The organism is Streptomyces sp. NPDC054887 (assembly GCF_053610585.1).
On record NZ_JBSGYQ010000008.1, the window covers coordinates 118,749 to 131,448 of the forward strand.

Annotated in this window: 14 protein-coding genes and 2 pseudogenes; 8 read left to right on the forward strand and 8 right to left on the reverse strand. The window is 68.6% G+C overall.

Annotation, left to right across the window (positions count from 1 at the left end):
* Nucleotides 1–26 precede the first annotated feature (26 nt).
* From ACWGH0_RS06960 to ACWGH0_RS06970, 3 genes are read left to right on the forward strand one after another with little or no spacing between them, the layout of a single operon-like run.
* A complete protein-coding gene (locus ACWGH0_RS06960; protein ID WP_453403111.1) occupies nucleotides 27–281 on the forward strand; it encodes a lasso peptide biosynthesis PqqD family chaperone in 255 nt (84 codons plus the stop codon).
* A complete protein-coding gene (locus ACWGH0_RS06965) occupies nucleotides 278–712 on the forward strand; it encodes a lasso peptide biosynthesis B2 protein (RefSeq protein WP_453403112.1) in 435 nt (144 codons plus the stop codon). The genes ACWGH0_RS06960 and ACWGH0_RS06965 overlap by 4 nt, the downstream gene beginning before the upstream one ends.
* Entirely contained in the window at nucleotides 709–2,568 is a 1,860-nt protein-coding gene (locus ACWGH0_RS06970; RefSeq protein WP_453403113.1) for an ABC transporter ATP-binding protein, read from the forward strand. The genes ACWGH0_RS06965 and ACWGH0_RS06970 overlap by 4 nt, the downstream gene beginning before the upstream one ends.
* A gap of 66 nt (nucleotides 2,569–2,634) precedes the next feature.
* Here the strand turns inward: ACWGH0_RS06970 and ACWGH0_RS06975 are convergent, their stop codons facing one another.
* The 4 genes from ACWGH0_RS06975 to ACWGH0_RS06990 all read right to left on the reverse strand — a co-directional run bounded on the left by ACWGH0_RS06975 (nucleotide 2,635) and on the right by ACWGH0_RS06990 (nucleotide 4,399).
* Nucleotides 2,635–3,069, reverse strand: coding sequence for a DUF6892 domain-containing protein (locus ACWGH0_RS06975; protein ID WP_453403114.1), 435 nt, complete (start codon nucleotides 3,067–3,069; stop codon nucleotides 2,635–2,637).
* A gap of 70 nt (nucleotides 3,070–3,139) precedes the next feature.
* Nucleotides 3,140–3,265: a hypothetical protein gene (locus tag ACWGH0_RS06980; RefSeq protein WP_453403115.1), complete on the reverse strand. Its 126-nt coding sequence runs from the start codon at nucleotides 3,263–3,265 to the stop codon at nucleotides 3,140–3,142.
* Nucleotides 3,266–3,842: 577 nt separating this feature from the next.
* Nucleotides 3,843–4,031, reverse strand: a complete 189-nt coding sequence (locus ACWGH0_RS06985) for a hypothetical protein (RefSeq protein ID WP_453403116.1) — start codon at nucleotides 4,029–4,031, stop codon at nucleotides 3,843–3,845.
* Nucleotides 4,032–4,066: 35 nt separating this feature from the next.
* Complete coding sequence (locus tag ACWGH0_RS06990; protein WP_453403117.1) at nucleotides 4,067–4,399, reverse strand: glyoxalase superfamily protein; 333 nt, start codon at nucleotides 4,397–4,399, stop codon at nucleotides 4,067–4,069.
* Nucleotides 4,400–4,849: 450 nt separating this feature from the next.
* Here ACWGH0_RS06990 and ACWGH0_RS06995 point away from each other — a divergent pair, with 450 nt between their 5' ends.
* A complete protein-coding gene (locus ACWGH0_RS06995; RefSeq protein ID WP_453403118.1) occupies nucleotides 4,850–5,038 on the forward strand; it encodes a helix-turn-helix domain-containing protein in 189 nt (62 codons plus the stop codon).
* A 10-nt stretch (nucleotides 5,039–5,048) separates the two neighbouring features.
* Nucleotides 5,049–5,243 carry a hypothetical protein gene (locus ACWGH0_RS07000; protein WP_453403144.1) on the forward strand — a complete coding sequence of 65 codons (195 nt, stop codon included), beginning with the start codon at nucleotides 5,049–5,051 and terminating at the stop codon, nucleotides 5,241–5,243.
* 82 nt (nucleotides 5,244–5,325) lie between these two features.
* On the opposite strand, the pseudogene ACWGH0_RS07005 reads toward ACWGH0_RS07000, so the two are convergent.
* A pseudogene (locus tag ACWGH0_RS07005) lies at nucleotides 5,326–5,484 on the reverse strand (IS200/IS605 family transposase); the annotation flags it as partial.
* Nucleotides 5,485–5,589: 105 nt separating this feature from the next.
* Here ACWGH0_RS07005 and ACWGH0_RS07010 point away from each other — a divergent pair.
* The 3 genes and pseudogenes from ACWGH0_RS07010 (at nucleotide 5,590) to ACWGH0_RS07020 (ending at nucleotide 9,823) form a co-directional block, all read left to right on the forward strand.
* Nucleotides 5,590–6,834: an RNA-guided endonuclease InsQ/TnpB family protein gene (locus tag ACWGH0_RS07010; protein WP_453403119.1), complete on the forward strand. Its 1,245-nt coding sequence runs from the start codon at nucleotides 5,590–5,592 to the stop codon at nucleotides 6,832–6,834.
* Between the two features lie 370 nt (nucleotides 6,835–7,204).
* Nucleotides 7,205–7,607 (forward strand): annotated as a pseudogene (locus ACWGH0_RS07015) (potassium-transporting ATPase subunit C); the annotation flags it as partial.
* Between the two features lie 242 nt (nucleotides 7,608–7,849).
* Nucleotides 7,850–9,823, forward strand: coding sequence for a YncE family protein (locus ACWGH0_RS07020; protein ID WP_453403120.1), 1,974 nt, complete (start codon nucleotides 7,850–7,852; stop codon nucleotides 9,821–9,823).
* 99 nt (nucleotides 9,824–9,922) lie between these two features.
* Here ACWGH0_RS07020 and ACWGH0_RS07025 read toward each other — a convergent pair whose 3' ends face one another.
* From ACWGH0_RS07025 to ACWGH0_RS07035, 3 genes are all read right to left on the reverse strand, one after another.
* A complete protein-coding gene (locus tag ACWGH0_RS07025; protein ID WP_453403121.1) occupies nucleotides 9,923–10,714 on the reverse strand; it encodes an ABC transporter permease in 792 nt (263 codons plus the stop codon).
* A complete protein-coding gene (locus ACWGH0_RS07030; protein ID WP_453403122.1) occupies nucleotides 10,711–11,700 on the reverse strand; it encodes an ATP-binding cassette domain-containing protein in 990 nt (329 codons plus the stop codon). Before ACWGH0_RS07030 ends, ACWGH0_RS07025 begins: the two co-directional genes overlap by 4 nt.
* A 76-nt stretch (nucleotides 11,701–11,776) precedes the next feature.
* Nucleotides 11,777–12,625 carry a DUF4097 family beta strand repeat-containing protein gene (locus ACWGH0_RS07035; protein WP_453403123.1) on the reverse strand — a complete coding sequence of 283 codons (849 nt, stop codon included), beginning with the start codon at nucleotides 12,623–12,625 and terminating at the stop codon, nucleotides 11,777–11,779.
* Nucleotides 12,626–12,700 lie beyond the last annotated feature (75 nt).

Below are 12,700 nucleotides of genomic sequence, written 5' to 3' on the forward strand. Positions count from 1 at the left end.
CGTCGCCCGGCCGGAAAGGCGCACACATGGCACTGAAGTTCGCTCCCGACATCTCCACGGCCCAGACCGACTACGGCACGGTCCTGCTCGACGAACGCGCCGGCGAGTACTGGGAGCTGAATCCCACCGCCACCCTCGTGGTCGACACCCTCATCGCCGGCGGCGAAGAAGCGGACGCGGTCTGTGCGCTCGTCGACGCGTTCGACATCGACGTCGCACAAGCGAGGCAGGACGTCGACGCACTCGTACAGCAGCTGCGTACCTCCGGGCTGGCCCGATGACGACACCCAGCGCACTGGAGCGACCCGCCGGGGTCCCCTTGAAGCGGCGTCTGGCCGCACGTCTCGTCCTGCCCTTCGCCGTCGCGCTGGCCCTGCTGCCGCCCCGCAGGCTCCGTGCCGTGCTCACCCTCGCCGGGCGCGGAGCCAGGCCGGCCACCTTCGACCAGGCCCGGAACGCGCGCGACGCCCTGTGCGCGGTGAGCCTGCGGTGCGCCGGCCCGAAGGGCTGCCTGCCACGTTCCCTGGGTGCGGCGCTGCTGTGCCGCCTCAGCGGCACTTGGCCGACCTGGTGCACGGGGGTACGCGTGGTGCCCCCCTTCACGGCGCACGCCTGGATCGAGGCGGACGGCCGCCCGGTCGGCGAAGGGGTGCCGGACTCCTACTTCACCCGGCTGATCACCGTCGCCGCCACGAGCCGATCGGGCCGATGACCGGCGACGTCGTGGACGAGGCGGCCGTCCCACCGGCGGCCGGGGCCGACCACTCCACACGGGCCGCCGTAACCACCATGTACCGGCTGACCGCCGGGCACCGGGCGTCGGTCCTCGCCGCCACCGTGTTCACGCTGGCCGGCTCCGCCCTGGGGCTGGCCCAGCCGCTCGTCGCCAAACAGGTCGTGGACGCGAGCGGGCGCGGTCAGGTGCTGTGGCCGCTGCTCCTGCTCCTGGCCGGTCTGTTCGTCAGCGAAGCGGTGACGGGCGCCGTGGGCCGCTTCGTGCTGGAGCGCATGGGCGAACGCGTCGTACGGGGGCTGCGCCACAGCCTGATCGGGCGGCTGCTCCGGCTGGAGATGCGGGAGTACGACCGGCACCGCAGCGGGGACCTGATCTCCAGGGTCACCACCGACACCACCCTGCTCAGAGAAGTGGTGTCCCAGGCACTGGTCGACCTGGTGACCGGCGCCCTCGTCGCCGCGGGGGCGATCGTCCTGATGCTGTGGATCGACACGCTGCTGCTGGTCCTGGTCGCGGTCACCGTGGCCGCAGCGGCGCTGATCGTCGCCTCACTGCTCAAGGGCATCCGAGCCGCCTCCGAACGCATGCAGACCTCCGTCGGCGCCATCGCCGCCGACCTGGAACGCGCCCTCGGGGCCCTGCCGATGGTGCGGGTGCACCGCGCCGAGGACCGGGAGGCGCAGCGCATCGGCGCATGCGTGGAGTCGGCGTACGGCGCCGGGGTGCGGACCGCGAAGCTCGCCTCCCTGATGAGCCCGGCCGTCGAGCTGGCCGTACAGGGCTCGTTCCTGATCGTCCTGGTCATCGGCGGCCTGCGGGTCAACGGCCACGCCAACTCCCTCGGCGACCTGGTCGCGTTCCTGCTCTACGCCTCCTATCTGGTCCTCCCGCTGTCCTCCGTATTCCGGGCCGTCGGCCTGATGCAACGCGGCATGGGCGCCTACCAGCGCATCGAACAGGCACTGTCGCTGCCGACGGAACCCGCACACGCCCAGACGTCGGCGGAACCGGCATGCGCTCAGACGCCGGCCGTGCGCCGGGTGCCTGCCCGTCGGCCTGCCGTCGGCTGCGAGGAACCGGCGCTCGCCCTGCGGGACGTCACCTTCGGCTACGACCGGAGCCGGCCCGTGCTGCGCGGTGTCTCCTTCACCGCTCCCCACGGGTGCCAGACCGCCCTGGTCGGAAGGTCCGGCACGGGAAAGAGCACGATCTTCGCCCTGGTGGCCAGGTTCTACGAGCCGGACTCCGGCACCCTGCTGTTCGACGGCAGGCCGGCCGGCGAGCTGAGCCGGGCGGCCTGCCGCTCACGCATCGCCGTGGTGGACCAGAACACGCATGTCGTCCACGGCACGCTGCGCGACAACATCACGTACGCCGTTCCCGACGCCTCGGAGGCCGAAGTCCGGCGCGTGGTCGAACTGGCCCAGCTCACGGACGTCGTCGAGCGGCTGCCCGGCGGACTATCCGGGCTGCTCGGCGAACGGGGCGGCACCCTCTCCGGCGGCGAACGGCAGAGGGTCGCCCTGGCGCGCGCGCTCCTCGCCCGGCCCTCACTGCTGCTGCTCGACGAGCCGACGTCACACCTGGACGCCGTCAACGAGGCAGCGCTCACCCGGGTCATGCGGGACGTGGCCCAGGAGTGCGCAGTGCTGGTGATCGCCCACCGGCTGTCCACGGTCCAGCACGCCGACCGCATCATCGTGCTGGATCAGGGCAGCACCGTCGCGGTCGGACGCCACGAGGAACTGCTCACCAGCAGCCCCACGTACAGGGAACTGGCCGCGGGGCAGATGCTGCGGCCGGCCACAGTCCGCGCCACACCGCCATTGTGACCGCTCCTTCGCACTGACCGGCGATCGGACAGAAGCTCCGCTGCGGCGGCACGGAGCAAGACCGCGTCAGCGCGTGGCTATGCCCTTGGCCGCCAAGGTTTCCAGAGCGTCGGGAAGGGTCAGTGTCAGCGAGCGGGCGCCGGTGAACAGCTTGAGATTCGGCACGAGACTCAGGTCGTCCAGGGAACGCACGTCGAAGAGGTCGTCCTCGCCGTCCCACACCGGGGCGCACTCCATGAACGCCTGGTTCCCACCGTCGAAAGTCAGCTCGCCCACAGTGGCGAGCAACTCATCGGAAATCTCCAGACCTTCGAAGTAGGCACGGGCCTCGTCGAGGACGGTGTACTCCAGCTCGTTCTCCTCCACATAAGCGTGGAGGTCCGCTACGCCGCGCGCCCGCATGTGCTCCTCCAGGCTGAACTCCGGGCCCAGAGTCCCGTCCCAGTACATGAGCTTCTCGACGACGAGCAGCTTGAAGTTGAAGTCCTTGAATGCGGTCATGCCTCAGATATAGCAGCCGGGTCCGACAGTCCCGCCGGGCGCCGGTTGAGGGCGGCCTTCCCTCGCCCACCTAGAAGGAGAAGTGCTTGGCCACCTCCCATCGCCGCACCGCCGTCCTGCCATAGAAGGCCAGTAGGTCCTCGTGGTGCGCGGCCAGGCGCTCCCCCAGCTCGTCGTCAATCTGCGATGAGAGCAAGGGCCGCCATGCCTGCCACAGTTGCGAGAACGACACTGCCTCCAGGTGCTCCGAGGTGCGTGCGACGGCCGGTGGGTCCAGCGCAACATGGCCGACACCGCTGCCAGGGGCCGGTAGGTGCGGGCCACCGCAAACGGGAAGCTCGCAGGCGCCACCCGACTGCGACGGTGGGCAGTAGAGCTCGTTGAGCTGGAGAGGTTGCTCTCGAGCCATACGGCGTCGCTTGCCCGGACCACTCCGCGCAGTTCGTCGAACTCCATGTCGAGAAGGGCCTCAAAGGCCGCCGTGTCACCGGGCGGTTGCGACGGTTCGAGCGCTCGGATCCACATACTCACCGCGCCGCACGCTACCGGGCACCACGGACAACAGCTCGTGCCCACGTCGGCCGTCCGCTTCGCCGGTCCCGCAGGTAGTGGTGACCGGCTTGATCTCGTCCTCGTAGCCGTTGATGACGATGTATGGCGGATGGACGCCTGGGCCGGGAGCACCGCCCCGACGCGGGGAACCACCACTCCATGAGCTCGTGTCGCAGGTCTACTTCCAATCTTCTCGTTGATCTCTGGGACCGTCACCGCGATCAACGAGAAGAGATGTTGCAGCGGCGGTCCATGCCGCCCGGCTCCCTGTGGCCGGTGTGGCCGGTGTGGCCGGTGTGGTCGGCGTAGTCGAGGTGCAGGCAAAGGGAGTTCAAGTCATCGGCGTTAAAGTTGTGCAGCACATCCCGGACCCGGTCCGCGCAAGTGAACTTCGCCTCGGAGGCCTTCACCGGCACAGCTTCGCCGCCGCGCTGCCGGGGGAGTGTCATTCCGTCGGCGTGCCAATCCGTAGCCGGTTGCCGTCAGGATCGCGCAACTCGATCTCACGCGCCCATGGAGCATCCTTCGCCCGCACACCGAATTTGGCAGCGACGGCATCGACATCACGAACGCGGAGGTAGACCAATGTGTCGGGGCGGGCGTCGCCCTTGTGCTCCGACAAGAACAACCGCACCCCGGCCCGGGCGACCTCGACGAACGCGGGAAGTCCCGGCTCGAAGCGGTGCTCCCACTGCTTCGCGAAGCCAAGGCGCTGGTACCACGTGAGCGCCGCCGCAGCGTTCTCGACGCGAAGAATGGGAATGGCTTGCTCGTCCATGGAGCCATCGTCGCAGACCGCTCAGGGCGAACGCTGCCTGATGCGGCACCCGTAGGGCGGATCACGAGTGCGGAGGACAAGTCGGCACCGCTCGGGGAAACATCGGACTCCCGGATGCCTCGGGTGCCAGAGTCCCGAGTTGCCGCCTTTGACCGAGGACCAACACGGCAGCGTGCTCGGCCGTCTGCACCGCGGATGCCGAGGCCGGCGAAACCCCGGTCGACCGGGTGGCGGCTGCCGCGCGGACGTGCGTTTCTACCCGCGCGTCCGGTGGTGACGCCCCCGCCCAGCCCAAGCGTGTGGTGCGCTCATGCGCGCAGCTTAAGGGAGTGTCGGGCTCGCAAGCGGCCGGGGAGCGTTAGTGACTTCAGCGTTATGAGGTGACGAACCTTGGTGCTCGGCTGAGGGGCGGCCGGTGGTGGTAGACCGTCGGCCACGCGATGTGCGGATATGGGTGCGCTGATGGCGAAGGGCCGTCAGTGCCGCGAGGCGGTGAGGTTGGAAGCCGCCGGACTGATTGCCGAGGGCATCCGGCCGCCCGAGGTCGCTCGTCGGCTTTGGGTGAGCCGGAAGTCGGCCTATCAGTGGCAGCACGCTTTCCTTCAGCGGTCCGATTCGATCTTCAATCGAGCCTCTTGAGGAGTTCACGATGGACGACGTGGCCTTCGCGACCACGGTCGCGGGTTTCGCGTTGGTGGCGTTCATCGCCAAGGGGGTGGCGGAGCTGTGGCTGCCGGGAGCATCGTCGGTCTGGTGGTGGCCGTCGTCATGGTCGGTTTTCGGGACTCCTGCTGGAAACCCCGGCGTTCACGCCGGAGGTGAAGGCATTGCAAGGCTGCTCTAACGTGCACTTCAGAGCGGACTTCTTGCTGCTCGATGTGCTGGCGGACGATCGCCAACGGTGCTCCGCCGCACGATGAAATGCGAGGGCGACCACAGGTGCCCCTGCATGTGGCGCGGTCAATCCGACGGGTGAACTCCTGCCGTATCGGGCGAGCGGAGACGCCCTTGAGGCTGTTGACCAGTTTCGAGACGGCGACCCTGGGCGGGTAGTGCACCAGAAGGTGGGCGTGATCGTGTTGCCCTTGAACTCCTTTAGTTCTGCTCTCTTCGCAGCGCATCAGCATCTGCCTGCCTGCCACGTATGTCGTTCTTCCCATCCATGAGACTAATTGTCATAGGATCTGGGTGTGCAGCTCCGCTACAACTACCGGGCCTACCCGGACGCCTCGCAACGCGGTGCGTTGGCCCGTGCGTTTGGGTGTGCCCGTGTGGTGTGGAACGACTGCCTGCGCGACCGGAAGGAAGCGCACGCGGCGGGGCTGCCGTATGTGAAGTCGGCGGAACTGTCCCGGTTGCGCATAACCGGGGCCAAGCGAACCGAGGGACGGTCCTGGCTCGCCGAGGTGTCGGCAGTCGTCCTGCAGCAGTCCCTGCGGGACCTGGACACCGCTTACAAGAACTTCTTCGACTCGGTCAAGGGTAAGCGGCAGGGCCGCAAGGTCGGACCGCCCCGCTACAAATCGAAGAAGGACACCCGGCAGTCAATCCGCCTCAACACCAATGCCTTCTCCTTGAAGGACGATGGCGCGGTGTATGTGGCCAAGGTCGGCGACCTCAAGGTCAGGTGGTCGCGCCGGCTTCCGGCCGCACCTACGTCCCTGACCGTCACCAAAGACAGCTGCGGCCGGTACTTCCTCAGCTTCGTCGTGGAGACCAAGCCGAACACCCTCCCGCAGGTGGAGGCAGAGTCCGGTATCGATCTGGGCTTGTCCGCATTCGCGGTCCTGTCCGACGGCAGCACGATCAGCAGTCCTCGCTTCCTGCGCCGGGCGGAGAAGAAGCTCAAGCGTCTTCAGCGGGAGCTGTCCCGTAAGGCCAAGGGATCGAAGAACCGGGCCAAGGCTCGCCTCAAGGTCGCACGCCAGCACGCCAAGGTGGCCGACCGGCGCCGGGACTGGCACCACAAGGCATCCACACAGATCATTCGCGACAACCAAGCGGTGTATGTGGAAGACCTCGCGGTGGCCGGTCTCGGGCGCACCCGGCTCGCGAAGTCCGTGCACGACGCGGGATGGTCCGCGTTCGTCGGCATGCTTCAGTACAAGGCGGCTTTGCACGGCCGCACCTTTACCAAGGTGGACCGTGCTTTCCCGTCCTCTCAACTCTGCTCAAAGTGCGGATTGAGGGACGGCCCCAAGCCCCTGCACGTCCGGCAGTGGTCGTGCACGGCCTGTGGCACCGTGCACGACCGCGACTACAACGCAGCCCGCAACATCCTTATCGAAGGACGCCGCATCGTCGCCGCCGGACGGGCGAAGACGCTAAACGCTTGTGGAGCGCAGGTAAGACGGGCACACGTGCCCGCACAGCGTGTTGAAGCAGGAAGCCCCGGGAAGGGTCAGACGACCCAGGCCAAAATCCCTGGACTTTAGGCCAGGGAGCACGTCAACTCATCCTCGCCGTCGTCAAGCCGGAGAGGTTCTGTGCATCAACACGACCCGTTGCTCGCAGCTGTCCTCCAGCTGCTCGCCTGATCACCGCGCTTGCCCTGCGTACTGACCCCTGGGCAATTACATGGCCCGGGTGCTCCGAACGCCACCTGAGGGTCGAGCGCTGGGTCTACCGGGGCATCGGCGTGAATCTCGACGTGGAGATGCGCTTGCCCCGCCTACCTGCGTGCAGTCTTGCTTTTTCGCCGTTGCATCCTCTTCCTGCTCCAGTGGACGCACGGGGCTGCGCTTCCTCGACTCGCGCGGGCGGGGGAGCGGATTCCAACATCGGATCCGAAGTGGTTGTTAACTGCGCCCGTGCAACGGCCTCGACTCCAACACCGTCAACACCCAATACCGGCTCCTGCTCTCCAGTGCGACCAACCGTTCCGCCGACAACGCGGACCTGATCCAGTGGGTTATGGAAGTCAAGGCCGCGTCGTCAAGGACAACTCGCCCCCCTCTACACCGTCGAGCCGTCGGACGTGCCGGCCGACGCGGTCACCTCCGCCGCGTCCGGCCTGGACCCGCACATCTCGCCGGCGTCCGCCAGGCTGCAGATCCATCGGGTGGCCGAATGCAACAACCTCCCCGTCGCCGTGGTGCGGAATCGGGTCGACGGCCACACAGACGGCCGGATCCTCGGCTTCATGGGAGAGCCACGGGTCAACGTCCTCAGGCTCAACATCGCGCTCAGACTGATTGAGAGTCCCTGACACCAGCGACCATCGTAGCTCCGCCGAGCACGGTCCGCCGAGCACGGTCCGCCGGGCGAGCGCGGCGGGCCGGGCGAAGGGGAGCGCGGAAGAAATCCGGAACGCGACTGTCGCTGACATGTCATACGCTGACCCCCTCGGCAGCGCTCCACGCGCCCATCGGCGGCGCGAGGGGGGACCGCGCCGCCTTCTCCTGTCAACCCGGCGAACACCGGGTTCCTTCTGTGGGGGTTCACATCACTGTGCGCAGGCGCAGCATTTCGACCGCGACGGCGCTCGCCGTCCTCTTCAGCTCCGCGGCGCTCGTCGCGGGCACCACGGGTCCGGCCGCAGCCGACTCCGCGAAAGTCCTGTCCGTCAAGTCGGTCGGCGACATCGTCGTGGACGGGGTTCACCGGCGTGTCTACGTGTCCGATCCGACCAGCGGCAAGATCGTCGTGACCGACTACACGGGCGCCGTGCAGGCCACTCTCACCGGCCTGCCGGGAGTGACCGGCCTCGCGCTGTCCGCGGACTCCGGCCAGGTGTACGCGGCCGTGAAGGACACCGCCCGGATCGTCTCGGTGGAGACGGGCACGTACACGCAGACGGCCTCCTACGCCCTGGCCAGCGCCAGTGCTCCGACCAGCCTGGAGATCGTCGACGGGCGGCTCTGGTTCGGCTACGGGTCGAGCATCGGGTCGCTCGACGTCTCCGGCGCCGAGCCCGTGGTGAAGCTCGACCAGAGCGGGGGAGCCCAGTTCTTCGGCGCCGCACCGCTCCTCGGCGCCGACCCGGCCGTGCCGGGCGTCCTGGTGGCGGGGGCCGGCGGCCGGCTCGCCGTCTACGACGTCTCCGCCGAGGGCGCGGTGCTGCGGGTCCAGGGCGACATGGACACCGGCGTGAAGCAACTGGACCTGACGCCCGACGGCAAGCAGGTCCTCACCTCCTGGGACGGCAGTGGGAACGGGTACGGCTTCCCCGTCTACTCGACCACCGATCTGAGCGAGACGGCGTCCTACCCGACCGAGGCGTACCCGAACGCGATCGCCGTGGCCCCCGACGGCACCGTCGCGGGCGGCTCCTCCTCCTGGTACGCGCCCGACGTCCACATCCACCGGGCGGGCGACCCGAAGCCGACGCGGCAGTACGAGTTCCCCAACACCGGGAACAGCAGCGGCGGCGACGTCCTGGTCCCCGGCGCGCTGGCGTGGGCGCCCGACCGCAGCCGCGTCTTCGCGGTGTCGGAGAACACCTACGGCACTTTCACCCTGCGCGCCCTGACCGACCCCACCAAGGAGCTGCCCGCTCTGAAGGTGTCGGCTCCCACCAGCGCCGAACGGGCCAAGAAGCTCACCGTGACCGGGAAGCTGACCTCGAAGACGGCGCTCCCCGCCGGCACGCCCCTCAAGGTGACCCGTACGGACCTCGAGTCCCCGAGCGGCAAGGTCCTGCCCAGCGCCACGACGAAGGCCGACGGCACCTTCTCCCTCACGGACACGCCTCCCGCCGGCGGCAAGGTCACCTACAAGGTCGCCTACGCGGGCGACGCCACACACGCTCCCGGCTCCGGCTCCGACTCGGTGCAGGTCTCGCGCAAGTCCACCTCGCTGACCCTGAACCGGAACGGCAAGACGTACGCGTACGGCGCCGACGTGTCCTTCACGGCGCACCTCGGGACCACGTACAAGAACCGCGTGGTCGAGATCTACGCCAACCCCTACGGCCCTGACAAGCCGAACAAGCTGCTGAAGAAGGCCAAGGTCAACGCACAGGGCAACCTGTCGGCGACCGTGGACATGAAGCGCGACACCGTCGTCTCCGCCGTCTTCGCCGGCGACGCCCGCTACGCCTCCAAGACCGTGAAGTCGACCGCGTACGCCAAGGCCAAGGTGTCCGTCAGCGTCTCCAAGCACTACCGGACGGGCAAGATCGGGTCCACGACGTACTTCTACTTCCGGAGGAACACCGATCCGGTGTTCACCACGACCATGAACTACTATTCCGGCCGCAAGCAGCGGTTCGAGCTCGAGGTCTACCACCAGGGCACCTGGTACCCCTCCGTGTCCGAGTACTTCGCGCTGGGCACCAACGGCCAGTCCGCCGTCAGGCTGGAGGCGCCGGGAGAGTCCGGCATCCGCGCCCGGATGCGCTCGTCGTACGTCAACGGATCCTCCGGCGACACCGTCAACAGCACGACGCACGGGACCTGGAAGTACTTCACCTTCACGAACTAGACACCGGTGTGCCGCATCGCGTCCTGACGCGTAAGGGGCGGTGTACGCCGACGAAGTGTCGGAGTACGCCGCCCCCAGGCGTCGGACAAGTGCCGGCCGCTACTTCGGGTCGCGGGTGTAGAGCGACTTGGACCAGGCGTAGCCGAGTACGGCCAGTGCGACGCACCAGGCGGCGGCGAGCCATCCGTTGTGGCCGATCTCGGTGCCGAGCAGCAGTCCGCGCAGGGTTTCGATGGCGGGGGTGAACGGCTGGTACTCGGCGACCGGCTGGAACCAGCCGGGCATGGCGTCGATCGGCACGAAGGCGCTGGACAGCAGCGGCAGGACCATCAACGGCATCGCGTTGTTGCCGGCGGCTTCGGCGTTGGGGCTGGACAGGCCCATGCCGACCGCGATCCAGGTGAGCGCGAGGGACACCAGCGACAGCAGCCCCAGCGCCAGGATCCATTCCACCGCCGTGGCGTCCGTGGCCCGGAAGCCGATGGCCACGGCGACGGCGCCCACGAGGATCACGCTCATCACGCACTGCAGCACACTGCCTGCGACGTGCCCGATGAGTACGGACCCGCGATGGATCGCCATCGTGCGGAAGCGGGCGATGATGCCTTCGGTCATGTCGGTGGAGACGGACACCGCGCTGCCGATGGTGGTGCCGCCGATGGTGAGCATCAGGACGCCGGGGACGAGATACGCGAGGTAGTCGGAGCGGTCGCCGCCGCCGTCTCCGATGCCGGCGCTCATGGTGTCACCGAAGATGTAGACGAAGAGCAGCAGCAGCATGACCGGCGTGAGCAGCAGGTTGAGGGTGAGGGACGGGTAGCGCCGGGCGTGCAGGAGGTTGCGGCGCAGCATGGTGGTCGAGTCGCGTACGGCGAGGGACAGGGAGGTCATCGGCCGCTCTCCTTGGGCTGGTTGGGGATGCCGGCGCCGCTTCCGGTGAGGGCGAAGAAGACGTCGTCGAGGTCGGGGGTGTGGACGGTCAGTTCGTCCGCCTCGATGCCTGCGGCGTCCAGCCAGTCGAGGATGGAGCGCAGTTCGCGCTGGCTGCCGTCGCTGGGGATGTGGAGGGCGAGGGTCTCGTCGTTCGGGGTGGCTTCGGTCAGTGCGGTGGCGGCGGCGCGGTAGGTGTCGGGGTCGGTGAAGCGGAGGCGGACGTGGCCGCCGGGGACGAGGCGCTTGAGTTCGCCGGCGGTGCCTTCGGCGGCGATCCTGCCGTTGTTGAGTACGGCGATGCGGTCGGCGAGTTCGTCGGCCTCCTCCAGGTACTGGGTGGTGAGGAAGACGGTGACGCCGTCGGACACCAGCGCACGGATGATCTGCCACATGGTGTGGCGGGAGCGCGGGTCGAGGCCGGTGGTCGGTTCGTCGAGGAAGATGATCCGCGGGTCGCCGACCAGTGTCATGGCGATGTCCAGGCGGCGCTTCATGCCGCCGGAGTAGGTGGAGGCGGGCTTCTCCGCCGCCTCCACCAGGTCGAAGCGTTCAAGGAGTTCGGCGGCGACGCGCCGCCCTTCGTGCTTGGGCAGGTGGTGCAGGTCCGCCATGAGGAGCATGTTCTCCTCGCCGGTGATCAGGCCGTCGACGGCGGAGAACTGCCCCGTGACGCCGATCGCGGCGCGTACGCCGTCCGGTGAGGTGCCGATGTCGTGGCCGGCGACCTGGGCCTGGCCGCCGTCGGCGGTGACGAGGGTGGAGAGGATCTTCACGGCGGTGGTCTTGCCGGCGCCATTGGGGCCGAGCAGAGCGAACACGGATCCGGCGGGAATGCGCAGGTCGATGCCGTCGAGGACGGTCTTGTCGCCGTAGGACTTGCGCAGACCGGCGGCGGAGATGGCGACCGGCGAGGGGCGAGCCTCCGCCTGTACTGACGTGGGCATGACAGAAGAAGGCATGGTGCCCTCCGTTCGAAGGGGGAAGTGGGGTGAGGGTCTGGGCCGGACGAGGCTGTGGTGCTCAGACCTTGGCGCGGCGGATGTCGATGTTGCCGTACCGCGTGCGAGCACGGATCTTGACGGTGTCCTCGGTCTCGTCGGGGGTCTCGGACGCGGTGAGCGTGTTGCGCACCTGGCCGGAGCCCGAGCTGACGTCGAGCCAGGCGGCCCTCCCCTCGCGCACTCCGACCTCGATGGCGCCGTACGAGGTCTCCAGCTGGACGGTGCCGCGGACCGCCTCGCCCACGCGCAGGGCGCCGTGGGCGGTGGTGGCGGTGACCGAGTCCTCGGCGCGCCGGATGTCGATGTCACCGTTGGCGCCGCTGACCCGCAGCTCGCCGGTCGCGGCGCCGACGGTCGTGGTGCCGTGCGAGTTCTTCAGGACGGCGGGGCCGTCGACGAGGCCGACGCGCAGGCTGCCGGAACTGGTGGTGATCTCGGCCGGGCCTTCGACCCGGTCGACGGTGATCGACCCGTGGGAGGCGGTCAGCTTCAGCGGACCGGTCGCTTCGAGGCGCACGTCGCCGGCCGAGGTCTTCACGCGGACCTCGCCGAGCCGGCCCTCGCCGAGTACCTGGGCCCAGGCGCCGGTCATGTCGACGTGCGACCCCGTGGGCAGTTCGACCGTCACGTCGACGGTGCCGGTGCGGCCGAGGCCGAGCAGGTTGCCCTTGGGTGTCCTGACGTTCAGGACGCCGCCGGCGTACGTGACCTCGGTCTGGTCGGCCGCCCGTACGTCCTGGTCCTTCTTCGCGTCGCGGGGGCGCACCTCGACGACGGTGTCGAGGCGGTCGCCCGCGGTGAACTGGAGGGAACCGGCTTCCACGTGCGCCGTGGCCGTGATCGGTTCGGGAGTGTCGAAAGAAGGCATGGCTGTCCCGTCCTCGTGGGTCTTCGGGCCGTCCCCGCTGGTGGGACGTGGTGTGGGTGAGGTGGTGGCGAGCAG